This window comes from Tildeniella sp. (genome assembly GCF_059505325.1).
The window spans coordinates 1-25,735 of record NZ_JCACKI010000026.1; the positions used below are offsets into that span (position 1 = coordinate 1).

Annotated in this window: 28 protein-coding genes; 6 read left to right on the forward strand and 22 right to left on the reverse strand. The window is 49.5% G+C overall.

The genetic code is table 11. The annotated features are described in order from the left end of the window. Positions 1-2,609, reverse strand: a 2,609-nt coding sequence (locus AC5JO6_RS10705; RefSeq protein ID WP_496081051.1) for a secretin GspD/PilQ domain-containing protein, incomplete at its 3' end; no start/stop codon positions are given. A 351-nt stretch (positions 2,610-2,960) separates the two neighbouring features. Then, positions 2,961-4,151, reverse strand: coding sequence for a glycosyltransferase family 4 protein (locus AC5JO6_RS10710; protein ID WP_496081052.1), 1,191 nt, complete (start codon positions 4,149-4,151; stop codon positions 2,961-2,963). A 392-nt stretch (positions 4,152-4,543) separates the two neighbouring features. Between AC5JO6_RS10710 and AC5JO6_RS10715 the strand changes: the two genes are divergently transcribed. Next, positions 4,544-5,812, forward strand: coding sequence for a histidine kinase (locus AC5JO6_RS10715; protein WP_496081120.1), 1,269 nt, complete (start codon positions 4,544-4,546; stop codon positions 5,810-5,812). 70 nt (positions 5,813-5,882) lie between these two features. On the opposite strand, the gene AC5JO6_RS10720 is transcribed toward AC5JO6_RS10715, so the two are convergent. Next, entirely contained in the window at positions 5,883-6,080 is a 198-nt protein-coding gene (locus AC5JO6_RS10720; RefSeq protein WP_496081053.1) for a hypothetical protein, read from the reverse strand. Between the two features lie 173 nt (positions 6,081-6,253). On the opposite strand from AC5JO6_RS10720, the gene AC5JO6_RS10725 reads away from it, so the two are divergent. Then, positions 6,254-6,505: a helix-turn-helix domain-containing protein gene (locus tag AC5JO6_RS10725; RefSeq protein WP_496081054.1), complete on the forward strand. Its 252-nt coding sequence runs from the start codon at positions 6,254-6,256 to the stop codon at positions 6,503-6,505. 26 nt (positions 6,506-6,531) lie between these two features. On the opposite strand, the gene AC5JO6_RS10730 is transcribed toward AC5JO6_RS10725, so the two are convergent. The 14 genes from AC5JO6_RS10730 to AC5JO6_RS10795 all read right to left on the reverse strand — a co-directional run bounded on the left by AC5JO6_RS10730 (position 6,532) and on the right by AC5JO6_RS10795 (position 15,566). Continuing rightward, positions 6,532-6,744, reverse strand: coding sequence for a type II toxin-antitoxin system HicB family antitoxin (locus AC5JO6_RS10730; RefSeq protein WP_496081055.1), 213 nt, complete (start codon positions 6,742-6,744; stop codon positions 6,532-6,534). Beyond that, positions 6,745-7,065 (reverse strand): helix-turn-helix domain-containing transcriptional regulator, encoded by a 321-nt coding sequence (locus AC5JO6_RS10735; RefSeq protein ID WP_496081056.1) that lies wholly within the window; start codon positions 7,063-7,065, stop codon positions 6,745-6,747. A gap of 12 nt (positions 7,066-7,077) precedes the next feature. Continuing rightward, positions 7,078-7,401 (reverse strand): helix-turn-helix domain-containing transcriptional regulator, encoded by a 324-nt coding sequence (locus tag AC5JO6_RS10740; protein ID WP_496081057.1) that lies wholly within the window; start codon positions 7,399-7,401, stop codon positions 7,078-7,080. Between the two features lie 677 nt (positions 7,402-8,078). After that, positions 8,079-8,315, reverse strand: coding sequence for a hypothetical protein (locus AC5JO6_RS10745; protein WP_496081058.1), 237 nt, complete (start codon positions 8,313-8,315; stop codon positions 8,079-8,081). Then, positions 8,293-8,574 carry a BrnT family toxin gene (locus AC5JO6_RS10750; RefSeq protein ID WP_496081059.1) on the reverse strand — a complete coding sequence of 94 codons (282 nt, stop codon included), beginning with the start codon at positions 8,572-8,574 and terminating at the stop codon, positions 8,293-8,295. Before AC5JO6_RS10750 ends, AC5JO6_RS10745 begins: the two co-directional genes overlap by 23 nt. A 30-nt stretch (positions 8,575-8,604) precedes the next feature. Further along, positions 8,605-10,335, reverse strand: coding sequence for an urease subunit alpha (gene ureC, locus AC5JO6_RS10755; protein WP_496081060.1), 1,731 nt, complete (start codon positions 10,333-10,335; stop codon positions 8,605-8,607). Positions 10,336-10,491: 156 nt separating this feature from the next. Then, on the reverse strand, positions 10,492-11,091 hold the full coding sequence (locus AC5JO6_RS10760) for a hypothetical protein (protein ID WP_496081061.1): 600 nt from the start codon (positions 11,089-11,091) through the stop codon (positions 10,492-10,494). A gap of 37 nt (positions 11,092-11,128) precedes the next feature. Beyond that, on the reverse strand, positions 11,129-11,740 hold the full coding sequence (locus AC5JO6_RS10765) for a hypothetical protein (protein WP_496081062.1): 612 nt from the start codon (positions 11,738-11,740) through the stop codon (positions 11,129-11,131). Between the two features lie 57 nt (positions 11,741-11,797). Beyond that, positions 11,798-12,166 carry a DUF2237 family protein gene (locus AC5JO6_RS10770; RefSeq protein ID WP_496081063.1) on the reverse strand — a complete coding sequence of 123 codons (369 nt, stop codon included), beginning with the start codon at positions 12,164-12,166 and terminating at the stop codon, positions 11,798-11,800. A gap of 36 nt (positions 12,167-12,202) precedes the next feature. Further along, complete coding sequence (locus tag AC5JO6_RS10775) at positions 12,203-12,973, reverse strand: phytanoyl-CoA dioxygenase family protein (RefSeq protein ID WP_496081064.1); 771 nt, start codon at positions 12,971-12,973, stop codon at positions 12,203-12,205. A 41-nt stretch (positions 12,974-13,014) separates the two neighbouring features. Next, a complete protein-coding gene (locus tag AC5JO6_RS10780; RefSeq protein WP_496081065.1) occupies positions 13,015-13,389 on the reverse strand; it encodes an urease subunit beta in 375 nt (124 codons plus the stop codon). 31 nt (positions 13,390-13,420) lie between these two features. Further along, positions 13,421-13,723 carry an urease subunit gamma gene (ureA, locus tag AC5JO6_RS10785; RefSeq protein ID WP_496081066.1) on the reverse strand — a complete coding sequence of 101 codons (303 nt, stop codon included), beginning with the start codon at positions 13,721-13,723 and terminating at the stop codon, positions 13,421-13,423. Positions 13,724-13,740: 17 nt separating this feature from the next. After that, entirely contained in the window at positions 13,741-14,568 is an 828-nt protein-coding gene (locus AC5JO6_RS10790; RefSeq protein WP_496081067.1) for an urease accessory protein UreD, read from the reverse strand. 44 nt (positions 14,569-14,612) lie between these two features. Then, a complete protein-coding gene (locus AC5JO6_RS10795) occupies positions 14,613-15,566 on the reverse strand; it encodes a leucine-rich repeat domain-containing protein (protein WP_496081068.1) in 954 nt (317 codons plus the stop codon). 554 nt (positions 15,567-16,120) lie between these two features. Here AC5JO6_RS10795 and fmdA point away from each other — a divergent pair. Further along, positions 16,121-17,326: a formamidase gene (gene fmdA, locus AC5JO6_RS10800; RefSeq protein WP_496081069.1), complete on the forward strand. Its 1,206-nt coding sequence runs from the start codon at positions 16,121-16,123 to the stop codon at positions 17,324-17,326. A 131-nt stretch (positions 17,327-17,457) separates the two neighbouring features. Beyond that, positions 17,458-17,724, forward strand: a complete 267-nt coding sequence (locus tag AC5JO6_RS10805; RefSeq protein WP_496081070.1) for an FmdB family zinc ribbon protein — start codon at positions 17,458-17,460, stop codon at positions 17,722-17,724. 109 nt (positions 17,725-17,833) lie between these two features. On the opposite strand, the gene AC5JO6_RS10810 is transcribed toward AC5JO6_RS10805, so the two are convergent. After that, a complete protein-coding gene (locus AC5JO6_RS10810) occupies positions 17,834-18,367 on the reverse strand; it encodes a DoxX family protein (protein WP_496081071.1) in 534 nt (177 codons plus the stop codon). 314 nt (positions 18,368-18,681) lie between these two features. After that, the gene (locus AC5JO6_RS10815; RefSeq protein ID WP_496081072.1) at positions 18,682-20,829 is read right to left on the reverse strand and encodes an alpha/beta hydrolase; all 2,148 of its coding nucleotides are present in this window, start codon (positions 20,827-20,829) and stop codon (positions 18,682-18,684) included. A 307-nt stretch (positions 20,830-21,136) separates the two neighbouring features. Between AC5JO6_RS10815 and hisA the strand changes: the two genes are divergently transcribed. Beyond that, a complete protein-coding gene (gene hisA, locus AC5JO6_RS10820; protein ID WP_496081073.1) occupies positions 21,137-21,910 on the forward strand; it encodes a 1-(5-phosphoribosyl)-5-[(5-phosphoribosylamino)methylideneamino]imidazole-4-carboxamide isomerase in 774 nt (257 codons plus the stop codon). 38 nt (positions 21,911-21,948) lie between these two features. Here the strand turns inward: hisA and AC5JO6_RS10825 are convergent, their stop codons facing one another. The 3 genes from AC5JO6_RS10825 to AC5JO6_RS10835 form a co-directional block, all read right to left on the reverse strand. Next, positions 21,949-22,173: a hypothetical protein gene (locus AC5JO6_RS10825; RefSeq protein WP_496081074.1), complete on the reverse strand. Its 225-nt coding sequence runs from the start codon at positions 22,171-22,173 to the stop codon at positions 21,949-21,951. Between the two features lie 350 nt (positions 22,174-22,523). Continuing rightward, positions 22,524-23,495 (reverse strand): Npun_F2552 family protein, encoded by a 972-nt coding sequence (locus AC5JO6_RS10830; protein ID WP_496081075.1) that lies wholly within the window; start codon positions 23,493-23,495, stop codon positions 22,524-22,526. Between the two features lie 106 nt (positions 23,496-23,601). Continuing rightward, positions 23,602-23,901: a hypothetical protein gene (locus AC5JO6_RS10835; RefSeq protein ID WP_496081076.1), complete on the reverse strand. Its 300-nt coding sequence runs from the start codon at positions 23,899-23,901 to the stop codon at positions 23,602-23,604. Between the two features lie 172 nt (positions 23,902-24,073). Here AC5JO6_RS10835 and gatB point away from each other — a divergent pair, with 172 nt between their 5' ends. Further along, positions 24,074-25,564: an Asp-tRNA(Asn)/Glu-tRNA(Gln) amidotransferase subunit GatB gene (gene gatB, locus AC5JO6_RS10840; RefSeq protein WP_496081077.1), complete on the forward strand. Its 1,491-nt coding sequence runs from the start codon at positions 24,074-24,076 to the stop codon at positions 25,562-25,564. The last annotated feature ends 171 nt before the right edge of the window (positions 25,565-25,735 follow it).

The window sequence follows — 25,735 nt, forward strand, 5'->3', positions numbered from 1 at the left end:
GGTGGAGTTTGAGGTGGTGGAGTTTGAGGTGGTGGAGTTTGAGGTGGTGGAGTTTGAGGTGATGGAGTTTGAGGTGATGGAGTTTGAGGTGATGGAGTTTGAGGAGTTGAAGCAGGGTTACTCTGGGGCGACGGGTTGCTTTGTGGTTGCGATCGGTTACGCTGTTGCAAGAATTTTTGCAGATCGGGACCAGGGAGATAGTTGTAGCCGTAGGGCGATCGATCGGAATCATCCAAGATTTGCGGCGTTACTAGCACTACCACTTCATTGCGTGAACGTTCCTGCCTGCGGTTGCGAAACAGCAAATTGAGCAGCGGAATATCACCCAAAATTGGCACTTTCGTAATGACTTCCCGGTCTTGCTCCTGAATAATGCCTGTTAAAATCAACGTTTGACCATCGCGTAAACGAATTTTGCCTGTTTCTAGTCGCCGCCGATTGACCAGTTGCTGAATCAACAGATTGTTGCGCGACGGATCGGTAATCTGCTGCCCGAGTGAGCTGACTTCGGGTGAGACGGCGATCGTCACAAAATTGTTATCGTCAATCTGATCGACCTGCACATTGAGAATCACACCCACATCAACGGGCGGCTGGGGCAAAATGCGCGTGGTTGTCACGTTGCCTTCCGTCACTCGTTGCTCAGTAAAGCCAGAAAACACTTGCGAGGTCAGGTTTACCTGTGACTGGTTGCCTTCCTGCACAATCAACGTGGGGTCAGTCAGAATCTTGGCATTGCCAGAAACGACTTGTGCCTGAAGATTCAGCAAAAACTGCGTTGGAAATTGAAACAACGGGGAGAGTCCGTAGGTTAATGCCTGACCGATTACGCTCGTCACATTGCCGCTGGTGCTGACCGTAGAGCCGCTGGTCAGGTTGGTTACAACTGCCGCCAGCGGGTTTGCGTTCGTCGGGCTGGCAGGCTGAAAGCCCAGAGTGTTGCCTTGAGCATCGACTACTTGAGCGTTGGTATTGAGCGGTGGCTGTACGGTTGCAAAGGGATTGGCGATCGTCGAAGGACTGGTGAGGCTATTAGAATCAATTAACGACGGGTTCACCGGTCCGACGTTGACACCCCCTCGCCCCTGGTTCACGTTGAAAAAATTGCCAGCTACGCCGAAGGAAAAGCTGGAGCCAATATTGCTCGTTTTTGACAGATCGACTTCGACAATTTTGACATTAACAGCAACCTGCTTCCGTCGTGTGTCGAGCTTGTTGAGATAATCAGTTACAAGCTGCACTTGCTCAAGCGTGCCGACGATCGACAGTGTATTAGTGCGTGCATCGGCTGTCACCTGTACACCCCTAAAGACAGGGCTTCTGGCTGTGGCGCTGTTGTTTGCCCCCAGCTCTTCAAGCACTTGCAGCGCCCCTTTATAAGGGATATTCTCAGTTGTGGCGCTGGTTCTGCCCACCTGGCTAGTCGTGGTACTACCGCCTTGCCCACCACCGCTGGTGAGGCTAGAGGCACTCACAGCAGTCGTTGTGATGTTAGTCTGCGGCAGGGTCGCCCGCATTTGATTCAGTCGTAGCGTGCGTGTGACATAACTACCCGCTGTCGCAGGTAGATTGAGACCGACAAAAATAGTTCTACCCACCCGGTTTGCCTTCAACCCCTTCGCCCGCAGGATGTAATTGAACACATCCTGGATCGGTTCATTCTCAATATCGAGCGAAATGTTGGAATCAATCACTGAACTCGCTGACTGGGCGGGCGCTCCTGGGGTCGGTGACACCCCTAAATCTTCGGCATAGACAATACCCAAATCAGCAGCTCGTGCCAACAGTGCAAGCGCCTCCCGGACAGGCGTTTCTCGCAACACCACGCGCTCAATGCGGGCAGTTGTACCCAGGTCGATCGTGGTTGGCTGGACGTTGAGATCCGTGTAGGTAATCCTATTGAAGGGCGTAGGGGTGGGCTGAGGGGTTGAGGGGTTGAGGGGCTGAAGGGCAGGGGAGTTGAGGGGTAAGGGAGTTGAGGGATTGCTTGGTCTGGGAGAACCTGTAGTTGGAGACGGCTGAGGGACTGGTGTTGTTACAGGGCTGGGAGAAACAGCAGGTGTAGAGGCATTTGTGGGTGTGGTGACGGGAGTCGGTGTAGGACTCGGAGTGACGGCTGTACCCGCTTGAGCTGGAAGAGGGACGCTGGATGATGGCGCTGATGCACGCGAACTGCTAGTGCTAGCACTGCTACTAGCGGCGGCATTGCCACTGGCAGCAGTATAGAGCAGGCTGAGGGTCAATTTTGTGCCCTCCTGTTGTGCCTGTCCCATGAGCGCACCAGGCTTGCCATTAACAGTGACCTGAATGCTATTGGCACCGGAGGCAACTACGCTGATGGTGGCAATGCCAGGGGCAGGGTTATCCTGACGATACGGCTTTGCAGATGGACTCAATTGAGCATTGGTAATGTTAGCAACCCAGGTATTGCCTTGACCACTGGTAAACACTTGGGGGCGATCGCTCCCCGTCTTGCCCTGTGCCTGTAGCTGCAACACAATATCAATCCCACTGGCGGTGGGGTTGAGGCTAATCCCAGTCACCTGGGTTAGCGCGCCAACAGGCTGGGCAACCAGCGCGATCGCGGCAGCACCAGACAGTATGCTCATCACAAAATCATGCTGCTGCAAGCCGCCCCCTTACCAGAGCGCTTGTCCTAAACAGCGCGTGGACTGGTTGCTGGCTAACGCTGCCGTTGCAAACTTGCGTGTGTAAAATCGACATCACTTTCTGGCTAAACCGAAGAACAAAACAACTGCCGCTTGAAGTACTTTGACACAACCCCAGAGTGGCATCATGAATGGACAAACCGTAGCTAAGCCTAAGCAGTTCACAGATGCTACCCTAGATCTGCCGTTATGAAACACCCGCAAGGTAAAGGCTCTGTTAAGGTGCTAATCTGAGCGCCAAGGACGACGGCTGCCAAGTTATCTTTATGCCGTTGATGCAGCGATCGGGGTTTACTCCCAACTGACGTGCGATCGCTCATGCAACACGCGCCCATAAACGGCTTCAGTTTGTAGTGCCAGTTTGAACCAGTCGAAGCGATGCTTCAAATCAGCGTAGGCATTGTCGACCAACCATTGAGCATAGTTAGGATGCCGTAAGACTTCTAAGATGCCCCAGGCAAGAGAATCCGTGCTGTTTGTCCAGGTGACAATGCCTGTTTTGGTATGGCGTACCACTTCTGGCAAGCCGCCTGTATCCGAAACAACGACGGGCACACGCGCTGCAAAGCTCTCCAGCGCTACAATGCCAAACGGTTCGTACAAGCTAGGAAACACCGCACAGTCTGCCACCGTTTGAAATCGATCCAGATCAGCGTCAGACATAAAGCCTGTGAAATAGCACTTGTCCCAAATGCCTAACTCCCATGCTTGGCGCTTGAGATGGTCTGTGTTGCCACCACCAACAAGCACGAATTTAACGCTATGACCGATCGCCTGAAGCACTTTTGGAGCAGCATCCAGCAAGACTGAAACGCCCTTCTCATAGGTCATACGACCGACGTAGTAAGTGATTTGTTCATCGTCAGCCGCAAAGCGACGGCGAAATGCCCAGTAGTCAAACTCTGGATCGCGCTGCTTTTTCTCTGGTCGGATGCCATTGTAGACCACATCGATTTTGTTCCAGGGTGCTGCCAGCGTGCGCTCTACTTCTAGCCGCATGTAGTTGGTACAAACGATAATGCGCCAGGCGTTGTGTGCCAACTGATGCTCTTTACCGTATATGTAGCGCTGGGCATCCGTATAAATGCCGTTGTGGCGACCAAATTCAGTGGCATGAATCGTTGCTACCAGAGGCACTTTGAAGGTGTGTTTGAGGGCGATCGCCGCATCGCTAACCAGCCAATCATGGGCATGGATTAAATCAAAGGGACCGTCTTCCAGCAATAGCTTACCGCCATGCTGCCCAAAGCTTTCGTTCATGTTGACGATCCAGTGAAAGAAGTTAGCACTAGACCCTACGCCAACTCGATGCACATGCACCCCATCCACCACTTCATAGCCAGGAGCCTGCCCAAACTCCACCGTGATCAGATGAACTTCATGCCCCTGTTTCGCCACCTCAGGGTAAAGCTCTGCTACGTGTCGAGCAATTCCACCCACAATGCGGGGCGGAAATTCCCAAGCCAGCACCAGAATCTTCATCAGCGATCGTCTCGACAATTAACTTGTATTAACTTTACCCAGCCATCCTCCTAGAGTAGCTCAGTAGACACGGCTGTTTTGTGTAAAGTATCGGACGATCGCTAACATTGCTCAAGACAATTGGTCTGAGTGATGAGAGAGAAGAGAAACGTTAGCGGTGTGCATGGTTGATCGATCGTCCCTAGCAACCTCGGACTCAACACGTGGCTATCAATGAACGATGAATGCATCGCTTGCCTATCCAAAACCAAGCGCGAAAGAGTACTCTATAGAGTAGAGAGAAGCGTCAATTCAAGCAAATCTCTTAATGTTCACCAAGTTGTTCTAGCCAGGAGCGATCGTGACTTTTTTCTTTGAAGTGCTGGACGTTTAAAGTGCTGGAAAGCGATCGCATGCAGGCAGTTTCGGAAAAGCAGACTAATAACGAAATGCCGCTACAGCTATTGCTGTTTATCGATAGGCGACCGAGTTCGAGAGAACGCATTCGGCAAGTTCGTGATGCGCTCAAAAATTTGAGAGTAGGCTATGCCTTTGATTTAGAAGTGATCGATGTTAGTGAGCAGCCCTACTTAGCTGAACACTTTCGCTTAGTCGCAACACCCGCTCTGATTAAGCTCCATCCCGAACCACGGCAAATGCTGGCAGGTAGTGACCTCGTTGCTCAGCTTCAGCACTGGTGGAACTACTGGCAACGCTCTGTCGAAACTTATTTAGTCAATGCCAGCCATCAGCAGGCGTTGAGCGAAGACATCGACCTCCTCGCCGCATCGACGATCGCAGAAAGTACAGCCGTAGCATTGACTGATGCCTCTGACTCCACTGTTGTTATGGGCGCACCTGTAAATGCTCTACCTAGTGCTTTAGGAACGATCGCTCGTTCAGCAGAACTGATTCAGCTAACGGACGAAGTGTTCCGACTGAAGCAAGAAAACGCCGAACTGGAGCATCAGCTTCGCTTTAAGGATGAGATTATCTCCATGCTGGCGCACGACTTGCGAAATCCTCTCACAGCCGCATCAATTGCGATGGAAACCCTAGAAATGGGGCATAGCGTGGCGGAAGGCTGGTCTTCACGTCTGACACCTGCCCTCACAGCACAGTTGCTGAAGCACGCTCGCACCCAGACACGCGCGATTGACCACATGATCACCGATATTTTGCAGGCAGCACGGGGTACCAGTGGAGAACTGAGGATCGTCCCGCAGAAGCTGAATCTGGGAAGCCTGTGCACTGAAGTGATGGCGCATCTTCAAGATCGCTTCAAGGCAAAAATGCAGCGAGTAACGCAGGATATTCCTTCCGATCTGCCAAGCGTTTATGCTGATAGCGAACGCGTACGGCAGGTTCTCGTAAACTTGCTTGACAATGCCGCTAAATATACACCTACTGGCGGTTCCATTGCTGTCTCTATCCTTCACCGCACGACTCAAAAAGTGCAGGTTAGCGTGTGCGATAACGGTCCCGGCATTCCTGAAGAAAACCGCGATCGCATTTTTGAAGATCACTTCCGGCTTGAACGGGATGAGGCAAAAGATGGTTACGGCATCGGACTATCGCTCTGTCAGCGCATTATTCGAGCGCACTATGGTCAAATCTGGGTAGACTCAACACCCAATAACGGCAGTTGCTTTCACTTTACGCTGCCCGTTTGTCGAGGGTAAGAAAGTTGTTGGTTGTTAGCTGTTAGTTGTTAGTTTGGAGAGGAGCGATCGCCTAGCGCTCAGCAACTAATTAATAGCAATCGCCCTCCCGCTTCTGCTCCCCCACATCAAACACCACGATCAATTTGGCGTGTGGCTCTAGACGACGGAGCGCTTGAACAAACCCGTCCGCATCCGATTCTTTAACAAACCGAGCCACCGTCACCCGCTGCATAGTGGCAAGCAGGCGAACCACAGCCCATCGCTTAAGGCGATCGCCGTACGTCATAATAAATTGTCTCCATGCGAATTGGAGCAAAAGCCAGTGCAGGACTTTCCAGGGAACGCACTGGCTTAAGCTTTACCAAGAGTGGCTATATAAATATAGTCATTTCATTGTACGACATGGCTATACAAATATAGTCATTTACTCGCTCATAATCCTCTGACAGGATCGAGGGCATGGGAAGAGCAGGTAAAGCCCTCAAGCAAACACTAGAAACCTACAGCATCAGTCAAAATCGGCTGGCGATCGCGCTAGGAGTCCGTCGATCGGTCGTCTATCACTGGTTTCACGAAAAAGTAGATCCCAACGCAGAGACGGTTGCAGAGATCGTCAAGGCGTTGCAAAATCTCGACCCGATCGCAGCCAAAGCTTTCATCAAGCTTTATTTAGGCGATTTAATTCAAAAAGACGAAAGCAAAGAGGAATAGCGATTTCAGCATCTAGATTTAGTACCCTATGCTTGCCTCAATGTCGCTGGTTGCGGCAAAGAACGGTTTTGCTCTTTGTAATTTTCAATTAAAAGCTCAAGGACTTCCTGCGCGTTTTTAACCGCCTCTTCGTAGGTATCGCCGTGTGTATGCGCGTAAGGACCAAACTCAGGCAAGCTCACAATATACTTTTGATCCTCATCAGACCACTGAATTAAGATGCTGTAGCGACGTTTCATCTATTCGTGTTGTTGCTCTGCAACAGCCACAGTCAGCTCCAGCCCCAACTCGCTGAGCCATTGAGACAGCCCATAAATCACATCACTTCCCTGCTGAGACAGAAGTTTTTCTAGTTTCTGAGCGTGAAGTTCAGCTTGTTCAGGTGATAAGTTCGATCGGCTCAACGCTTCAAGCACATCGTTGAGAGCCAACTTAAGCAAGCCAGGATCTGGATCTTCCTCTTCTTCAAAATGGGTTTCTAAATAGAGCGCTGCGTAGCTCGGATCTCTAAGGCGAGAAATGAGGTAGTCGTGGTAACTGTCACTGGTCGGCGCTTTCACGTTCTTTACAGTCTATTCGCGATCGTCCTCTGCAACAGCCACAGTCAGCTTCAGCCCTAGACTATCGAGCCAGTTCACTAAACCATAAACTTCCTGGCTTCCAGACTGAGACAGAATCTCATCAAGTTTCTTGCTGTAAAATTTACGTTTCTCGGAAGCGTCATCAGTACCAAGTGCTTCTGCGACATCAAGCAGCGCGACTTTCAGAAGCTCAGGCTCTGGATCTTCCTCTTCTAAAATTGCTTCGAGATAGGCAGCAGCTTCCTCTGGATCTTGAAGCGATTTGATTAAATAATCGTGATAACTATCACTGACTGGTATTTTTACGTTTTCCATGATCTGCCCAGTACTGTTCAGCTTTCAAAATATCTCGTGTCTGAGTGTCTTTATGTCCGCCTCCAAGAAGCCACAGCCCTTCTGAATCTTCCCCATAATAGACTCGGATGTAGCCAAAGCGATTACCCTTAAACCTCAACTCGCAAATTTCTGAGTTTGTGAGACGTTTCCAGTCCCCTAAGTGTCCAAACTCTTCAACTCGCCTGATTCTAACTTTGATTTTGGCTCTGGCTTCGCCATCTCGCAGCGACTCCAATCACTCATCAAAAGGAACCTTGCCGTCAACCGTCTTGTAACGTCGAATTTCTCGCGGCTGCGCTTCCATATACTAGTCACCTCTCCACTAAACAGTTTCAAACAATTTAGTGCAAAGGTACTATCCACGTCAAGCAACAAGGTGTCACTCTACTTAATACCACAAGATTAACAAAAGCTTGTACTAAGGTCAAGCTTTTTACGAAAAAACTTGACAACATAGGCTTCCCAATAGGCTTTGCGGTTTTTTCTACTATGTACCACGAAGACAAAAAGCCCCAAACTACGTAATTCAAAGACTTTACAAAAAGTTAGAATAGAAAGTAGCGTTGTGCCATTGGGAGGACGGTGGCGGGTTCGCAGGTAAGGAGTTGCCCATCAGCGTGGGCTTCGTAGATTTCGCGATCGACTTTCTTTACCCCTCACGAATGGGCGCTAGAATTTTTCGTCATCCTGATCAAGAAACGCAACGCTTCATTCACGGCTGCGGCATCGGGAAACATTTCTGCGACATCAGGTGCTAACTCTACAGTTAATGGAGACTCAGTCGTTTGGGTGACAAAGCGGTTAGGACGAGCTTTGCGGTAATCAAACTCGTATTCTGGGAGCAGGTCATCGTCTATATTCCGCTGTGGTTCAGAAGCTTCTGTACTCTTCATAGTCTCTACGCTCTTTTGAGGTCGTTAGACGGGCGCTGATGATACGAATCGTCCCTGCTCTTTCGGTGAAACAAACAAGCAAGAGCCGTTGAGCGCGATCGTGTCCGATAATGATTTCCCGTTTTTCTCCGATTGAATGCCACTCATCATCAAAAATGACAGCAAGTGAATCATCGAAGACGGTTTCTGCTTCTGCAAAGGAAACTCCGTGTTTTTCGAGATTAACTTGAGCTTTGGTTTTGTCCCACTCAAACGGCATAAGCTCAATGTAACACTGCTTTTTGATGCGCTAAAACAAGAAGTAGCGTTGTGCCATTGGGAGGACGGTGGCGGGTTCGCAGGTGAGGAGTTGCCCGTCAGCGCGGACTTCGTAGGTTTCGGGATCGACTTCCATTTTGGGTGTGGCATCGTTGAGCTTCAGGTCTTTTTTGGTGAGCTTGCGGATGCCGGAGACTGCAACAGCTTTCTTTTGTAAGCCGAGTTGGTCGGGAATGCCTTTCTTGAGAGCGGCTTTGGAGACGAAGGTGAGAGAGGTAGCGGCGATCGCGCCCCCAAAGCTGGCAAACATCGGTCGCATATGGATCGGTTGCGGGGTGGGAATGCTGGCGTTGGCATCGCCCATTTGTGCCCAGCCAATGAGTCCACCTTTAATGACCATTTCAGGCTTGACGCCAAACATGGCGGGTCGCCACAGGCACAGGTCAGCCAGTTTACCGACTTCGACCGAACCCACATGGTTAGCAATGCCGTGGGTAATGGCTGGGTTGATCGTGTACTTGGCGATGTAGCGCTTAGCGCGGAAGTTGTCGTTGCGGTTGTGAGATTCGACGGTGCCTTCGGTATGGGGAGCGAGCCAGCCACGATCGAACTTCATTTTGTGAGCGGTTTGCCAGGTGCGGATGATGACTTCACCGATACGTCCCATTGCCTGCGAGTCGGACGACAGCATACTGAACGCGCCGAGGTCATGGAGGATATCTTCAGCAGCGATCGTTTCGCGGCGAATGCGGGACTCAGCAAAGGACACATCTTCGGCGATCGCGGGATCGAGGTGATGGCAAACCATCAGCATATCCAGGTGTTCGTCGAGTGTGTTTTGGGTGTAGGGTCGGGTGGGATTGGTGGAGGATGGCAACACATTGAGTTCGCCGCAGATTTTAATAATGTCGGGAGCGTGTCCACCGCCTGCGCCTTCGGTGTGATAGGTGTGGATGACGCGATTTTTGAACGCCGCGATCGTGTCCTCGACGAAACCCGCTTCGTTCAACGTGTCAGTGTGGATGGCGACCTGCACATCGTAGTCATCGGCAACACTCAGGCAGGTGTCGATCGCGGCGGGTGTGGTGCCCCAATCTTCGTGGAGTTTCAGACCGATTACGCCTGCTTCAACCTGCTCGACCAAGCCTTCGGGCTTCGCGCTGTTGCCCTTGCCCGTAAAGCCAATGTTGATGGGAAACGCATCTGCCGCTTGGAGCATGCGGTAAATGTTCCAGGGACCGGGTGTACAGGTTGTTGCGCTGGTTCCCGCAGCGGGACCCGTTCCACCGCCGACTAATGTAGTGACACCAGAGGCGATCGCCACTTCAATTTGTTGCGGACAGATGAAGTGAATGTGGGTATCGATGCCGCCAGCCGTGAGAATCATCCCTTCGCCCGCGATCGCCTCTGTACCAGGACCAATGATGATGGTTACATTGTCTTGAATGTGGGGATTGCCCGCTTTGCCGATCGCATGAATTTTGCCGTCCTTAATCCCGATATCCGCTTTGACGATGCCCCACCAATCCAGAATGAGCGCGTTGGTAATGACCGTATCCACCGCGCCATCGGCGTTGGTAATCGGTGACTGTCCCATGCCTTCACGAATGACCTTACCGCCGCCAAATTTGACCTCATCGCCGTAGGTGGTGTAGTCCGCTTCGACTTCAATGATCAAATCGGTATCGGCTAACCGGACGCGATCGCCCACGGTGGGACCAAACGTTTCCGCATAGGCGCGGCGGTTCATTCTGTAGCTCATGGTGACTCCTCACTCAAATTCTCTGCCCGGTCGAAACCCTGCATGATTGGGCGATCGCAGGTCTTCAGCTTCATTAGAATACCGCTCTGTCCGTGTTTCGCGAGTTAAATCTACGACAAAATCGGCTTTAAACTATTGAGCGACTCTCAAAGGCGTTCAACTTGTTTTGCGACAGGTTTCCTTCAGCACGGGTTGCCAGTCTTTTTTTACCAGATCTGCTTGCTCATACGTGGCTTCAAACACGCGATCGCCCTTCTTCACGATCGTTTCTCGCAGACCGCTTCTCTGGGTGCCACGCACCACGCTACCTTCCCAAACCCACTTGTCACTGACCCAGCCCTCTGACAGCAGGTTAATAAATTGACCATCGCCCGTCAAAATGGTGCGCCCAAAGCGTTTAGTCAGGGTGTTGTACCCCATCGTGTCGTGTGTAATGGCGACAGCCTGTTTCGTTGTCGCTTGCCCCAAAAACCAGAAGTTGTTGAGTGTACGCTTAATCTCCCAGGTAAACGATTCAGCGGGGCTATTGACCAGGGCATTCACAGGCTTGACGGCACACGACCACTTGCCCTGAAAGTATTGCAGTTGCTCTAGTTGAGGATCGGGCTTAGGCAACGCAGTAGTGGGCGGTTCAGCCGCCTGAGCAGGGAGAACTGACAGTATGAGGGCGATAGCAGAAGCGATGAGACAAACGCGATCGCCTACGGTTGGATCAAACGTTTCCGCATCGGCGCGGCGGTTCATCCTGTAGCTCATTGGAATGCCTCACAAAATTTGAATATGGAATTAAAAGTCAATTTACGGGTCGAGATGCCTTTTGCTTTCGGCAAAGTTCAACGCTCTCCAGTTGCCAGCCTGCTGGTCCTTCTGAATCAAGCCAAATGTCATTAGTTACTTCAAATTCAGTCTCACTTTTCTTGATCACAACTTTACGCCAACGCTGTTTTCCGTCAAACTCACTCGTTCGATCGCCGTCCCAGACGATCTCGTTAGGTTTACCTGCTTGCCACCCAGAAGACGTAAGTTTAAACAAACGTCCTTCGATCGTTGCGATAATGCGTGTAAATTGCTTCAAGCCTGCATCATAGCCCCAAAGCTCTTGAGTTCTTGCTTCAGTTTGAGCAGAATCTTTTGTCGGTGGATCTTCCTGACCAAAGAACCACCAATCATTTAATCTCCGTTCCACTTTCCAGATAAATTTAAACTCGTTTGAAAAGGGGGGAAGTTCGTTTTGTTTACCCTTGCAATGCCATGTTCCTTGAAAGTAATCTAGCTGATCAAGTTGCTCACGTGCAGAGCGTGATACGCGAGGAGTTTCTGCTGCTAGTACTTCTTTAAAGCTAGCTAAAATCACTAAAGACAGGAGTGAAAATACAGCTACTCTACTTAAGATTGGTCTAAACATTATCAGGTTAGCTCGGTTGAATTAACAACATCAATGAACCAATTTGAGCGTCGCCTGCTAAGTATCTAACGCGTGTTCCTGCAATACTTCCAGCGGTACAACCTTGAGGGTTGCTTCGTGGGTGGCTGAGAGGTCGATCGGTGGTGCCACGCCTGCATCCAACGCTTCTTTCCAACGTGAGACACATAAACACCATTTATTACCAGGCTTCAACCCAGGAAAATTGGATGACGGTACGGGCGTACTCAAGTTATTGCCTCTGGCTTTTGTAAAGGTCAAAAATTCTTCGGTGACTTGAGCACAAACGACATGAGTGCCGAGATCTTGCGGACCTGTTTCGCATACGCCGTTACGGAAGAAACCTGTCACGGGAACATTGCAGCAAAGCTCAAGTTTTTCTCCTAGCACATTCTTTGTATCTGTCATTGTTTCTACTCCTGATCGATCAACTCGTTCATTTTTTCAATCCCAGCCTTGTGTACGAATGCGTTTGACATTATTAAACAAAGATGTTTGAAACTCTAACCCAAGAAGTTGCTTAAGTTTGGGGGTTGCGCGATCGATCACGGCTTGCTGCACATCCCGCATGGGATCTTGAATGGGATGAATAAACTTAGGATTGTAATTTCCCAGAATGGAAACTCTCGGTTCCGATGTTAAATTTGGTGCTGTATCGTGCCAACAAAGTCCGTGAGAAATGACGATCGAACCTGCTTTTCCTATAATCTTTTCAGCCGTTTCAGCAAATTGGATAAGGTCTGGTGGTAAACAGCTTGTTTGTGTACCAGGCGCGATCAATGTTGCTCCATTCGTTTCGGTAAAGTCTTCCAGCATCCAAATTGTTTGAAGCATCATGACTGGCTTGGCAGGAAACGGCGGCTTCATTGCCCAATAGGGATAATCGACGTGGGTTCCCATGCTGGCAGCACCAGGGGCAAGGATATGCGCTGAGAAATCACCCAGAAGCATATCGTCGCCCAGAACAGCTTCCAGGAAAGGCAGAATTACAGGATGCTGCACCATCTGCTCAAAGATTTCGCCTTTGTAAACCAAGCCGTACAAACGCTCTTTCTGCTCATGAACGAACAATTTACCCGTTTGCCGTTCAAGATCAGCTAACTTGAGTACGAGCGATCGAGCCTCTGCTGCTTGATCAACACTCAACACATTCGGGATTAAAACATAGCCTTTTCCATGTAGAATTTCGTCTACCAAAGTCGATATGGCTTCCAATTTAAGCGCCTCCCTAATCGAAGTGGATTTAGAATCCGTTACTACTTCTTCTTCCCTTCATTCTTCTTTTTTCCTTCCTTATCCTTTTTTTTGCTGTCTAATTTTTGGCTGTCTAAGGCACCATCAATTTTGTTATTAAGCCCATAGACTTCGCGGCTACCTGCAAGCGTCACCAACGTCACATTTTTTTCATCACCTGGTTCAAAGCGAACCGCCGTGCCTGCGGGAATATCTAGACGCATTCCACGAGCCTGATTGCGATCGAACCTCAGCGCTGAATTAACTTCATAAAAGTGAAAGTGAGAACCGATCTGGATGGGTCGATCGCCCGTATTTGCCACATCTAGCGACACCGTTTCTCGTCCTGCATTCAGTTCAATCTCGCCTTCTGGAATAATTAGTTCACCTGGAATCATAGCCACTCCTCAAGATATTTAAACGAGCTAATTATCGAATAGGATCATGTACAGTTACTAACTTTGTGCCATCGGGAAACGTCGCTTCAACCTGCACGTCGTGAATCATTTCGGGAATGCCTTCCATGACATCGCTGCGTGTTAGTAAAGTTGTGCCATAACTCATCAATTCGGAGACTGTACGACCATCTCTTGCCCCTTCTAAGATGGCGGCTGAAATATAGGCGATCGCCTCTGGATAATTGAGCTTTAGTCCTCGATCTTTACGCCGTTCTGCTAATAGCGCAGCCGTGAAAATCAGCAGTTTATCTTTCTCTTGTGGTGTTAGTTGCATCGTTCAATTCTCATCCATTACACTCCCCAAACTCTGGGTACGCAGCCAGAGCGCCCCAAGAATGATAAGCGCATTAGCCGCCAAACTTCAACAAACCAGCGACGAACTTCGGCGGTCGAGTGCCCTCGATAGCGACACAATAAGCCTGATTGCAAGCGAGTCACACCGCTTTCCCCCGCTCCTGTCCAGAGCGATCTCGCCTTCTCCACCAGAGTCGGATCAACGGCTTGTCCCACAAACGCAAAACTACCCACTACCGGACAGCCTGCCAAGCCATGATGACCATAAAACGATGCCTCACTGCCAGGAAGCCACTGACGATCGATCCACAAGGGGCGACCTTCCTGCCAAATTTCGGTGTGCGATCGCCAATCGCCCTGTAGAAAGGTTTCGTCTCTAGCACTGCGACCAAAACGGGTCATTTCCCAACCCAGCCAGGTTGCACCAGCAGCGAGTTCAATCCGCATATTCTGACGGTAGATTGCCCGATCAAACACGATCGTTTCCTGCGGCAACCACTCCAGACAGGCTCCAGTTGCTACGTCAACGTGAATGGTTTGGTTCGCTTTCAACCCATTGGTACGATAGATTTTGCCTGCCGAAGCCGTTGTGAGCAGCGCGTTTGCATATGGTTGAAGTTGGATGTCGAGGTCAAGGCGATCGCCGCCCACAATGCCGCCTGCCGTGTGCAGAATAATGTTATGACACACTACTTTACCTTCTGGATAAAGCGATCGTTGCATTTTAAGCGGCGCTCGAGCTTGAGCGTAAGCAACACGAGTCGCTTGTTCATGACTGGCATAAACGAGCTTTAAACTGCCGCGCCAGCCTGTATCGATCGTCATAAAAAAGCTTAAGAAGTTAACGATTGGGATTAGAAAAAATGTCATTAAAACCGACAAATCGACTCTGGTTGTATAGGGCAGGTAGAACCAGGTAAAGGATTATTTTGCAAATAAAGTACGCTGAGATTGGTAAGAGACTTGAGAGGATTAAGATTACCAATGCGATTGCCGCCTAAATAAAGCGTTGTGAGATTGGACAGGTTGCTGAGCGAACTGACATCGGCAATTTGATTGCCACCCAAAGCTAGATTGGTGAGATTCTTCAGTGACTTCAAGGCACTAAGATCGGCAATCTTATTGCCGCTCAGGTCGAGAGCCGTCAGAGCAATCAACGACGTGAGTGGCGTAAGATCAACAATATTTTGGGCAGAAAGTGAAAGCTCGGTCAGCTTAGTGAGCGATCGCAACGGATTAATATCGGCAATCTGGTTGAAGCTTAAATCTAAACGATTCAACTTTGCTAGAGACTTTAAAGGGCTGATGTTGAGGATTTGATTGGAAACTAGATCAAGGCTAACGAGATCTTCTAAAAATTGTAGCGAATCGATCTTTGCAATACGATTATTACCTAGATAGAGAACATTCAGCTTACGTAAGGGCTTGAGGGGAGCCAGATCGGAAATGCGATTGTAACTAAGATAAAGTCGATTCAGATTGGTCAGAGCACTTAAGGGCTTCAGATCAATAATTTGATTATTACCTAAATAAAGCTCATTGAGTTTAACTAATGGCTGTAACGGACTGAGATCAACAACTTTACTATCGCTAAGATCAAGAGTCGTTGTATCTTCAAGAATCTCACTTGATTGATAGCAATCGAGTGTGCGCGATCGCTTCAACAGCACATCGACTGTATGTCTGGCAGAAGCAGAAAGCGTCGATTTCTTCAGGCACCAATCAGCAAAGCGTTTGAATTGAGTGGTTGATGTTGCTTGTGAAACGGCTTGAGAGGCAAAGGCTGGTGCACTGGAGCAAGCTGCAACGAGCAAAGTTAACAAGAACTTTAATGCTATTGTTTGACGCATTTGTCTAATAGAAGAAGAACCTAAATTCAAGCGTTTGCGTATCCTCATAGTTATCGGTGGCTTGAGCTTTGCTGTTACATAGTTTAAACAATTAGCACTCTGAATACAACTAGCGACTCTGGCTTCTCAAGCATCTTATGTTGATTTTACATTGAGGCGACATAGGCGATCGTACACGACGTTTCGTGATCTTCTCGCCTCGTTTTATAGGGCTTCTACAAGCGTATATGTACAAAATAAGCGAATACACTGCAAATCATTAGCGATCGTGTCAAATGTAATGAAAGCTACAGATTGCGCTAAGGATTGACACTAGAGTCTAAACGTTATCTGAACCTTTGAATGCTGATTCAGAGGCGCTTGTGGTGGATTGTTGCTAACTCCAGCTTGAAGTGTTTGCGGTTTGGATTATGTTGAGCTTTCGTATTGGACACCATGGGAAAAAGTCCAAAGTTGCGATCTCAGGTAGCTTTTGGGGTTGGATGTAAAGATTATCGCTGACGCGACTAAGTGAGTAGGAGTGTTTTATGCCAAAGACATTATTTCAAGTTGATTTGACCAAGCCAATGGATCAGCAAGAGTTGCCGGGTCACAATCGCTGGCACCCGGATATTCCAGCCGTTGTCTCTGTGAATCCTGGTGATGTCTTTCGGATTGAGTGCAAAGACTGGACAGACGGTCAGATTAAAAACGATGACAGCCCAGATGATATTCGGGATGTTGATTTAACGGTTGTTCACGTTTTAAGTGGACCGATTCACGTCAACGGTGCAGAACCTGGCGATATTTTGGTCGTCGATTTGGTTGATATTGGTGCGCTTCAGGGAGACGAATGGGGCTTCACAGGCATTTTCGACAAGAAGAACGGTGGCGGTTTTTTGACCGATCATTATCCCGATCCAGCGAAAGCGATTTGGGATTTTCAGGGCATTTACACCAGTTCCAGGCACATTCCAGGCGTGAAGTTTGCAGGCATTATCCATCCCGGTTTGATTGGTTGCGCGCCCTCTCATGAACTATTGGCAAAGTGGAATAAGCGCGAAAAAGAATTGGTCGATACGGCTCCCGATTTGCGAACCTATGGCGCTGGTCTTTCGGGTGACAAGCCTGTGCTAGCGGCACTGCCGAATCCAACTAACGCTATTCTCGGTCAATTGCCTAAGGCTGAGTTCGATCGCGTGGCGGCTGAAGGCGCACGCACCGTCCCTCCTCGTGAACATGGCGGCAACTGCGACATCAAAAACCTGTCCAAAGGCACCCGCATCTACTTTCCGGTGTATGTGGAAGGTGCAAAATTATCGATGGGCGATATTCACTTTTCTCAAGGGGATGGTGAAATTTCGTTCTGTGGCGCGATCGAAATGTCAGGTTTTATTGACTTGCACGTAGACATCATCAAAGGTGGTGTTGAGAAATATGGCATGGTCAATCCCATCTTCAAACCGGGTCCGGTTGAGCCTCGTTTCTCGGAATACCTGGTCTTTGAAGGGATTTCAGTGGATGAGTTCACAGGTAAGCAGTACTACATGGATGTGCATATTGCTTATCGACGTGCGTGCTTGAACGCGATCGAATATCTGAAGAAATTCGGCTACACAGGTGAACAGGCATATCTTCTGCTCAGTTGTGCTCCGGTGGAAGGCAGAGTCAGCGGCATTGTTGATATTCCCAACGCATGTTGTACGGTGGCAATTCCAACAGCCATCTTTGATAAGCCGATTCTGCCTGTATAAGAAGAGTTGTTAGTTGTTGGTTTTTAGAAATGGACGTTAACGACCATTTGCTTTGAGAGAGTAGTCCTCAACCCTGACTTTTCTGATTAATCTAACAACTAACAACCAATAACCAACAACTACTGACGAAAATGCCTCTTTACGAATTCAAATGTGACGATTGCGGTGTGTTTGATCAATGGCGATCGATCGCAGAATGCAACGATCCGGCTAGCTGCCCTACCTGTCAGGGAGCAACTAAGCGCCTTTTTTCTGCACCGGCACTGTTATCGGGATCCCTTCGGTTGAAGAAGGAAAGTGCCGAGCCACAGCTAGTGAATCGATCGAACGATCGCGAACCCGATCGTCCCAAAGCGCAAACACACAATGGTGGACGACCCTGGATGATTGGTCACTAAGCGCTATTGCAGCATCCAGAAAACGACAAAGCCCTGGAGAAACTCCAGGGCTTAAAAAAAGTGCAAACTTTGGATGCTGTTCTCGCTTGCTGCATTGATTCGATCGACCTCAAACGCCCACATTCTTACCAGAACCTACTGCATCATAGGCTTTTTCCAAACGCATGAGTTGCTTCGCCTGTGTGGACAAAGCAGTTGCGTCGAGCCAATTAATGATCAGCGCATCGGTGGAAAATAGCCCGCCACCGTTGACTGTAAAGAACAAGAAGCAAGAGGCATAGACCGCAGACAATTCCAGATAAGGGATGCTGAAGCCAGCAACCAGAATATGGTGATAGATTGCCACGCACATCGTTGAAAACAAGCCAAAGGCAGCAGGGCGAGTGAATAGCCCAAGCGCTACTAATGGACCACCGATGATTTCAGTGAAGGCGGCTACGTAGCTGAAGAAAATTGGGAAGGGCAAGCCAATCACCTCGACATACGCTTGAGCAAAACTTTCGATATTGGCTATCTTGTCCAAACCGTTGTGGATGATCATGATGCCCAAAATGGCACGAAGGATTGCCAAAGACCATTGCGACAGCAAATTGGGGGTGACGTTGGGCTTGAAAACAGCCGCCAGGAAAGCGTTTTTAGTCATGGTTAAATTTTCGTGATGATTACTTGAGCATGGATTGGCGACATATATATTAATAATCTTAACCTAATTCATTAAGTTTTACTAACTTATCGCCGCGATCGCTCATACAACCACTGTCAGTTTGCTTAGAACATGACAGCAATCTATCTAGCAAGAGAGGCTTTAGGCAAGGGTCTTAAACCTTATGGCGCTCATTCAGACTCGGCTCAGATAGCGGAAGGGTGAATGAGCGATCGTGGGCACAGCGTTCTGTAGGGACGTTACATTGATGTGTGCAACGTCCCTACAGAGGGTCTCATTTTTAGTGAGTCAGTTTATGGCGCTGGCGGTGCTGGGTCAACCTGTGCTTGCGTTAGAATTTGAGCCCTGGTTTCGCCACGTCTAAAACCAAGTACGTCAACGTAGTAACGCTCTGGAGATGCCGCAACCTGAATTTTCCGTTTTTCGCAAAGCCAGGACAGGCACTCTACTGCGATGATGCGCCGCTGTTCATTCGGTAGTTGTAGAGCCTGCTGTAACTTTGCCCTTAACTCTAGAGGCATGTCGCTATTTTCAGCAAGCTCGATCGGTGGCTGGAACACTAAAGAATCAAGTAAGCCTTGAAAGCCCAAAAACGCTAAGCGGTAGATCAGCAGGTTACTCAGGCGACCATAAAAGTAGCCACCATGCACATCCACCCCAACGCCTTTACCAGGATCATTTGAAAAATCAACATACGCTTTGAGCAGCGTGGTGTAATCGAAGAATTTGAGTGGCGATCGCTGTCCTTCGCAGATTAAAACATTGATTTCCTGCTGATCACGCTTCGCATAAGTAGTTACGTCTCGATACTCCGTGCAGTCGAGATACGTAAACAAATCTGCGATCGACTCAGGGTCTTTTTTAGCTGTAGCAAGAGATTCCTCATCCACTTTGCCACCTCGTTTTTTCAGCGCTTCTCGCTTTTTGTCCCCTTCCTGTCCGATGCTGCGAGTATCCCGATCGAGCGTTTGCACACCAATAAAGTCCAGGAGTGGAGACGGGTAAGCATCGTTCATCAACTCCTGGAGGTTGACAATACCGTAAGCATTCTGTCTATGCAGGCTCTGTTTAGATGGATCTAAATTGACGGTTACGTTTCCTAAGCGAAAGCCCTGAGTGCGAGTGCTGGCTGGAAACGAGAAATAGTTTGCTGTTGTTGATGCTAACCGCAAGGCTAAATCGCCTTCATTGCTAAAAAGGTATGCCTCTTCAAAACGCCTCAGTGACGATCGCAAAACATTGGTACGACCAGAAATAATGGTTGATAGCGGAATATCAGGAGAAATCAAAATTAAGCGCCCTAATGCAAAGACCCGCCCAACATCAGAAGATGGCAGTTTCTCTAGACTTTGCGAGTCGCCAATGGCAGCCGGATCAAATGCATCAGAAAGAATACGAATCACCTGTGTGGTGACAAACCCTCCCATACTGTGACCAATAAAGGTCAACCGGATACGCTTTTTCTGCGTCCAATAGGCTGTTGCTGCGGCAAAATTTGCTGTGTTGTAAGCTGGTTTTTCAGCAAGGACAAAAGTAGTATAGATCTTCAAAAAAACAGCATCATCTAGAGGCGCGAGACTATTCTGCTTCAGCGCAGGCAGCAATAAGCGAAAGGCTGCATCGTCGTAAGCGTTGAACAAAGCTGGTTGATGCTCGATCGCTTCCCAAGTTTTTCTAACTGCTTTTGCCAATAAATCAGGAGCCAGGTCTAGGCTTTCACCCGCTTCTTTTGCCACGGTTTCAAACAGCGACTCATTCATGTGACGCTTGACTAAACCTAAGTCAAGCTGCCGAATAAATTCCACCAAGTCAGGAACACCGAAATTATTTGCCCGATAGGTGTCTCGAAAGTAAACAATAATTCGTAGGATAAATAACGTTACGACTACCATCGACACCGCAATGCCCAAGATCATCAAGATTGCAGATAAAGCGTCAAGAATGGGTGACGCAAAAAGCATGAGTAAAAGCAGCCCGATCGCCGCCAGAAACAAGCCTCCCCAAAGCACAACTTTTAAGGTTAAAGGCAATGCTCTGCCTGCATTCTTAAAACTAGAAGGAACGCTTTCTGAGGGCCATCGATACCCCAGGTAAACAAAACTATGACGCTTACTGTAGATGGCTTGATCGGATTGATTCAAATATTCCCAGGTTCGCTGCCAGCCCTCGCAAACATAGTCTCTACCCTCGACCTCTTTGCCATTTTGAACAACGGTTTCGATGCCTGTGTTGTAGCCATGAATTTGAATGACAAGTCCCGTATAGCTTGTATTTAGTTTTGTGTTTTGATAAAGGCTTTCAACAATGTCACTAACGGTTGGTACATTACCGTCGGGTTTGCATTCGTCTTGCTCAATGTTGATTGGTGCTGTACTACGCACAAAAAAGCCAGGAACTGTTTGTGGCTGCTCATGCTTAAACTCATCAACCCAGACATCCATTTTCAACCCTCATGACGTGACTAAATTTGAGCGTTCTAACCAGTGAATCGGCTCAGAGCTTGCGCCAAAAAAACGATACACTTTTGGCTCAGCTATCAGTTTTCTCTTAACTCCTGAGCACGACAAGGCATAACATTATTTCTTTACAGCTCCTGAGAAGATTTTTTCGGATTTTAGCCTAACTCTGAGCTGTTTTTTTCGTTAGCAATATCAATTAAAGCAGCCTTGATGCGATTCACCGCGTCGTACTGTACTGTACGATGGGTTTGCATGAAAAGTGGTTTACATGGCGCGTGAGGGCATAGCAATGGAGGTCATCCCGGCGATCGATCTGCTGGAGGGGCGCTGTGTACGCCTCTATCAGGGCGATTATGCTCAGGCGGAGACGTTTGACGAGAATCCGGTTTCAGTCGCGCGTCAGTGGGCAGAGCAAGGCGCAACCCGGTTACATGTGGTCGATCTGGATGGTGCGAAGGCTGGACATCCCGTTAATTTGTCGGCGATCGAGGCGATCGTCCGCGCCGTTGACCTACCTGTGCAGGTGGGCGGTGGTTTGCGCGATCGTGCCAGTGCTGCGGCGTTGTTTGAGCTAGGCGTTCAGCGCGTCATTTTAGGCACCGTTGCGGTAGAGCAGCCCGAGCTTGTACGTGCACTCTGTCAGGAGTTTCCGGGTCAGATTGTGGTGGGTATTGATGCCCGGAACGGACTGGTAGCAACACGGGGCTGGCTAGAAATGTCGCAGGTAACGGCGATCGACCTGGCGCAACAAATGGCAGCTTTTGGGATCGCAGCAATTATTTATACGGATATTCACCGCGACGGCACGTTACAAGGACCGAACCTGGACGCATTAAGAGTGCTGGCAGATGGCGTTACAGTGCCAATCATCGCCTCTGGTGGCGTGAGTTCGGTGACAGATTTGCTGAGTTTGCTGGCGCTAGAGCCATCCGGCGTGACTGGGGTGATCGTGGGTCGTGCCCTTTACACAGGCGACATTTCTTTGAAGGAAGCGATCCGGGCAGTAGGGCAGGGTCGTTGGCAAGACATTCCACCCGATTTTGGCGCTTCGGCATTGGCGTAGAGAGACGATCGCGGCTTGGTTCTCTCCTTCTTGTGGAGTTATGAAGACATCACAGTGCGGCTGCTGGCGACATCGCGAATCAAGGGGAGGCGAGAATGAATGTAGTGGCTGTAGGCATCGGCTTCATCGCGATCGAGCGATCGTTGCGTTTTAAGCTGCTTCAGCAGCCATTGCACCAAGCCAGTGTCGTCGAGATTAAGCAGCATTTGGGACTGGCTCGTTTCCACTATGAACCAAAGTTGACGCAGCATGGATGGGGACATACAACTTTTCCAGATACGGGCTAGGACTGAGTGATCCAGAAGCTTCAAAGCCGCATTGTTGCTCTAGCGTCGGGTCTTCTAGATACTCCTGTCTACGCTCACCATAGCGAACTGACCGGAACTGACAGCGGGATCACATAAGACAACACAAGAGTTACACATCGCTTCATCATCCGATCCATAACTTGACATGTGACTCATTTAAGATCAGTTCGTTTACGACTCTAAGTAGACGGGTTGGGGATGGAGGCAGAAGGCAGGAGGCAGAAGGCAGCTTTTTTCCTGGCTGCTGGCTCCTACTGCCCAAACAAGGTGTTGATCATGCTTAGCCGATGGTACTAACAGTGCGCTCAGCGTCCTGCGTAAGCCTGCATGGGTTCTTTAATCAAACGGATGTAAAGATGTCGAAAGGTGGATTTGAGGACGCGCGGTAGCCCAAAGTCGATCGGCATCAGGTGGTCGGGCAGTTGCCAATCGGTTACCTGTAACGTTTGAGGATGCAGCAATGGAAAGTGAATCGCCTCTACGGTGGAACATAGCTCCAGACGTTGAGCGGCAACAACCGTAGGCACAGTCACCGGATCGACATTGAGAATCTCTACCAGTGCACGATCGAGCGCAAATACATCCCTCGAAGCAGCCAATAAATTGAGCCGACGGGGTTCGCCACCGCTGGGTCCATTCCCTTCGTGACCGATAATACCATCCAGAATGGTCAGGTCTGGGTCGATCGCCCGTGCGGTTTCTACCAGCATTGCACCAAAGCGATCCCTGTCTTTACCCGCTTCCATGTGCCACCAGGCTTTCATCTTGCCGGGAACACACCCAAAGAGATTTTTCACACCCATCGTGAGCGTCAACTGCATGTGTGACTTAACTTTCGGTAAGTTGATCACCACGTCTGCCTCGATCGCCTCTTTGCTCAGCAGCAGGTGGTTAAATTCGGCGCTCACTGTCTCGTAGCGTTTGCCGTGAAACTCCACGATCGGCAAATTGAGTGCCTCTGTCAGCGGTAAATAGCCATTCGCTTTGGCAACACCCTTCGCGCTCCCAAACGCTGGACCATCACCCAAGAAAGGCTTGCCTCCTGCCTCTTGCACCATCTGCGCCACACAGTAAACCATCTCTGGACGCGTAACGCACTCCTTACCAGGACGACCACCTGTCAACAAATTAGGCTTGAGGAGAACGCGATCGCCCGGTTTCACAAAGGCTGCCATACCGCCGAATGGCTCTAATAAAGCCTCCAACGCTTGACGGAGTTGGATGCGATCGTACGACTGGGCGCGAAGCAGGCTCACTGATGGCTGAACAGTTTCCATAGGTCTCTCAGGTTTGATTAAATCCACGATCCTTAGATGTAAGCACGGCTCTGTGCAGTGATGAGTTGCTTTTACCTTCTGCCTTCTGCCCTCTGCCCTCTGCCTTCTAGGTATGGGCGCGGTTAAGAGCCGTCACGCGCTGAGCATTCGCAAACACTCCTTCACCGTGAATTTGGGCGATCGCAGGCTTTAACTCAATTTTTGACACATTGGCTCGGTTCACGCAGACAGTTTGATCTGCCAGATGGAAAAACCACCAATCTTTATCAAGGATACGTCGAATCTCCTGCTGCACTTCTTGCTCTAACGCGGCTGGATCGGCTAACTGAGAAAAGGTATAAGTTTCTGTTTGACCATTCAGGTAGTAAATTGTGATCTGTGTATCATTCGTGATCTGACTCTGCATAACGGCTCCTCAGCGGGTCTTTACAAAATCTTAAAGGACAAACCAGCATCGGAAGCGCCTGCCCTCAAAGAGAGTGTACTATGCTGTCTCCCGCAACCGCTAAGATAAAGCTAATGAGATAGAACTAATGAGATCGAGCTAACTGTTACCCAGTCGCAATTTGAAAAGGTCTATGACTACTGCCGCCCCGGTGAAAACTCAGTATGAAGCTGTCATTGGTTTAGAAACACACTGCCAACTCAGCACCCAAACAAAGATTTTCTCCAATAGCTCCACTGCCTTTGGTGCCACGCCCAACACTCACATTGATCCAGTGTGTTTGGGGTTACCTGGGGTGCTGCCAGTGCTCAACCAGAAAGTGCTGGAGTATGCCGTGAAGGCAGGGCTGGCGCTGAACTGTCAGATTGCGCCCTACAGCAAGTTCGATCGCAAGCAGTATTTCTACCCTGACTTGCCCAAAAACTATCAGATCTCGCAGTACGACTTGCCGATCGCGGAACACGGTTGGTTAGAAATTGAGCTATACGACAAGGAAACGGGCACGGCAACCCGCAAGCGTATCGGTGTGACACGACTGCACATGGAAGAAGACGCGGGAAAATTGGTGCATGGTGGCAGCGATCGGCTTTCTGGCTCAACCTACTCACTGGTGGACTACAACCGTGCTGGTGTACCGCTCATCGAAATCGTGTCTGAGCCAGATATTCGCAGTGGGAAAGAAGCCGCCGAATATGCTCAGGAGCTACGGCGCATCGTGCGGTATCTGGGCGTGAGCGATGGCAACATGCAGGAAGGTTCACTGCGTTGCGATGTGAACATTTCCGTGCGTCCAGTTGGTCGTGCCGAGTTTGGCACCAAGGTTGAGATTAAGAACATGAACTCGTTCAGCGCCATTCAAAAGGCGATCGAGTTTGAGATTGAGCGGCAAATTGAGGCGATCGAAGCAGGCGAACGCATTCTGCAAGAAACGCGACTCTGGGAAGAAGGCGCTCAGCGTACCATTAGTATGCGGCTGAAGGAAGGTTCCAGCGATTACCGCTACTTCCCTGAGCCTGATTTGGGACCGATTGAAGTGTCGTCAACGCAGCTAGAACAGTGGCGATCGGAGCTGCCAGAGTTGCCGCAGCAAAAGCGCCAGCGGTATGAAAGCGCACTCGGCTTATCCGTTTACGATGCACGAGTGTTGACGGATGATCAGTCGATCGCTGCCTACTTTGAGGCAACCGTTACGGCAGGTGGCGACCCCAAACAGGCAGCAAACTGGATCATGGGTGACATTAGCGCGTACTTAAACAACAACAGCAGTTTGAGCGTTGCCGATTTGTCCATCAAGCCTGCCGACTTGGCTGAACTCATTAGCCTCATCGACAGCGGCACGATCAGCAACAAGATCGCCAAAGACATCTTGCCCGCACTGCTGGCAGAAGGTGGTTCACCTAAAGCGTTAGTTGAACGGAAGGGCTTGATCCAAATTTCTGATACAGGCGCGATCGAAGCCGCGATCGCCGAAGTCATCGCCGCCCATCCTAAAGAACTAGAGATGTATCGCAGCGGCAAAACCAAGATGCTGGGCTTCTTTGTGGGGCAAGTGATGAAGCAAACAGGGGGTCGAGCAGACCCCAAACTCACCAACCAGCTCCTTGCTAAGCAGCTTAACGGTTGAGACTTTAAGCAATCAAAGCTCATTCTTTGCTAAAAAAACATAAATATGGGGTGACACCCCCCACCCCATTGATGGCATACTGTGTGTAGTAGATGCACCCTGATGATAAGGGGGAGATGCCTTGGTGTCTTCCCCTTTTTTTATGAGGCTTACATCTGAGAAGGCAAAGCG

What these genes read in the sequence shown, in the direction of transcription:
- AC5JO6_RS10720 (WP_496081053.1), bottom strand. Translation starts at nt 6,080, where the DNA reads ATGACGTACGGCGATCGCCTTAAGCGATGGGCTGTGGTTCGCCTGCTT.
- AC5JO6_RS10750 (WP_496081059.1), bottom strand. Translation starts at nt 8,574, where the DNA reads ATGCCGTTTGAGTGGGACAAAACCAAAGCTCAAGTTAATCTCGAAAAA.
- AC5JO6_RS10740 (WP_496081057.1), bottom strand. Translation starts at nt 7,401, where the DNA reads ATGGAAAACGTAAAAATACCAGTCAGTGATAGTTATCACGATTATTTA.
- AC5JO6_RS10825 (WP_496081074.1), bottom strand. Translation starts at nt 22,173, where the DNA reads ATGTCCCCATCCATGCTGCGTCAACTTTGGTTCATAGTGGAAACGAGC.
- fmdA (WP_496081069.1), top strand. Translation starts at nt 16,121, where the DNA reads ATGCCAAAGACATTATTTCAAGTTGATTTGACCAAGCCAATGGATCAG.
- AC5JO6_RS10770 (WP_496081063.1), bottom strand. Translation starts at nt 12,166, where the DNA reads ATGACAGATACAAAGAATGTGCTAGGAGAAAAACTTGAGCTTTGCTGC.
- AC5JO6_RS10815 (WP_496081072.1), bottom strand. Translation starts at nt 20,829, where the DNA reads ATGGATGTCTGGGTTGATGAGTTTAAGCATGAGCAGCCACAAACAGTT.
- ureC (WP_496081060.1), bottom strand. Translation starts at nt 10,335, where the DNA reads ATGAGCTACAGAATGAACCGCCGCGCCTATGCGGAAACGTTTGGTCCC.
- gatB (WP_496081077.1), top strand. Translation starts at nt 24,074, where the DNA reads ATGACTACTGCCGCCCCGGTGAAAACTCAGTATGAAGCTGTCATTGGT.
- AC5JO6_RS10710 (WP_496081052.1), bottom strand. Translation starts at nt 4,151, where the DNA reads ATGAAGATTCTGGTGCTGGCTTGGGAATTTCCGCCCCGCATTGTGGGT.
- AC5JO6_RS10790 (WP_496081067.1), bottom strand. Translation starts at nt 14,568, where the DNA reads ATGACGATCGATACAGGCTGGCGCGGCAGTTTAAAGCTCGTTTATGCC.
- AC5JO6_RS10725 (WP_496081054.1), top strand. Translation starts at nt 6,254, where the DNA reads ATGGGAAGAGCAGGTAAAGCCCTCAAGCAAACACTAGAAACCTACAGC.
- AC5JO6_RS10780 (WP_496081065.1), bottom strand. Translation starts at nt 13,389, where the DNA reads ATGATTCCAGGTGAACTAATTATTCCAGAAGGCGAGATTGAACTGAAT.
- AC5JO6_RS10715 (WP_496081120.1), top strand. Translation starts at nt 4,544, where the DNA reads ATGCAGGCAGTTTCGGAAAAGCAGACTAATAACGAAATGCCGCTACAG.
- AC5JO6_RS10765 (WP_496081062.1), bottom strand. Translation starts at nt 11,740, where the DNA reads ATGTTTAGACCAATCTTAAGTAGAGTAGCTGTATTTTCACTCCTGTCT.
- hisA (WP_496081073.1), top strand. Translation starts at nt 21,137, where the DNA reads ATGGAGGTCATCCCGGCGATCGATCTGCTGGAGGGGCGCTGTGTACGC.
- AC5JO6_RS10835 (WP_496081076.1), bottom strand. Translation starts at nt 23,901, where the DNA reads ATGCAGAGTCAGATCACGAATGATACACAGATCACAATTTACTACCTG.
- AC5JO6_RS10730 (WP_496081055.1), bottom strand. Translation starts at nt 6,744, where the DNA reads ATGAAACGTCGCTACAGCATCTTAATTCAGTGGTCTGATGAGGATCAA.
- ureA (WP_496081066.1), bottom strand. Translation starts at nt 13,723, where the DNA reads ATGCAACTAACACCACAAGAGAAAGATAAACTGCTGATTTTCACGGCT.
- AC5JO6_RS10810 (WP_496081071.1), bottom strand. Translation starts at nt 18,367, where the DNA reads ATGACTAAAAACGCTTTCCTGGCGGCTGTTTTCAAGCCCAACGTCACC.
- AC5JO6_RS10805 (WP_496081070.1), top strand. Translation starts at nt 17,458, where the DNA reads ATGCCTCTTTACGAATTCAAATGTGACGATTGCGGTGTGTTTGATCAA.
- AC5JO6_RS10830 (WP_496081075.1), bottom strand. Translation starts at nt 23,495, where the DNA reads ATGGAAACTGTTCAGCCATCAGTGAGCCTGCTTCGCGCCCAGTCGTAC.
- AC5JO6_RS10745 (WP_496081058.1), bottom strand. Translation starts at nt 8,315, where the DNA reads ATGAAGAGTACAGAAGCTTCTGAACCACAGCGGAATATAGACGATGAC.
- AC5JO6_RS10760 (WP_496081061.1), bottom strand. Translation starts at nt 11,091, where the DNA reads ATGAGCTACAGGATGAACCGCCGCGCCGATGCGGAAACGTTTGATCCA.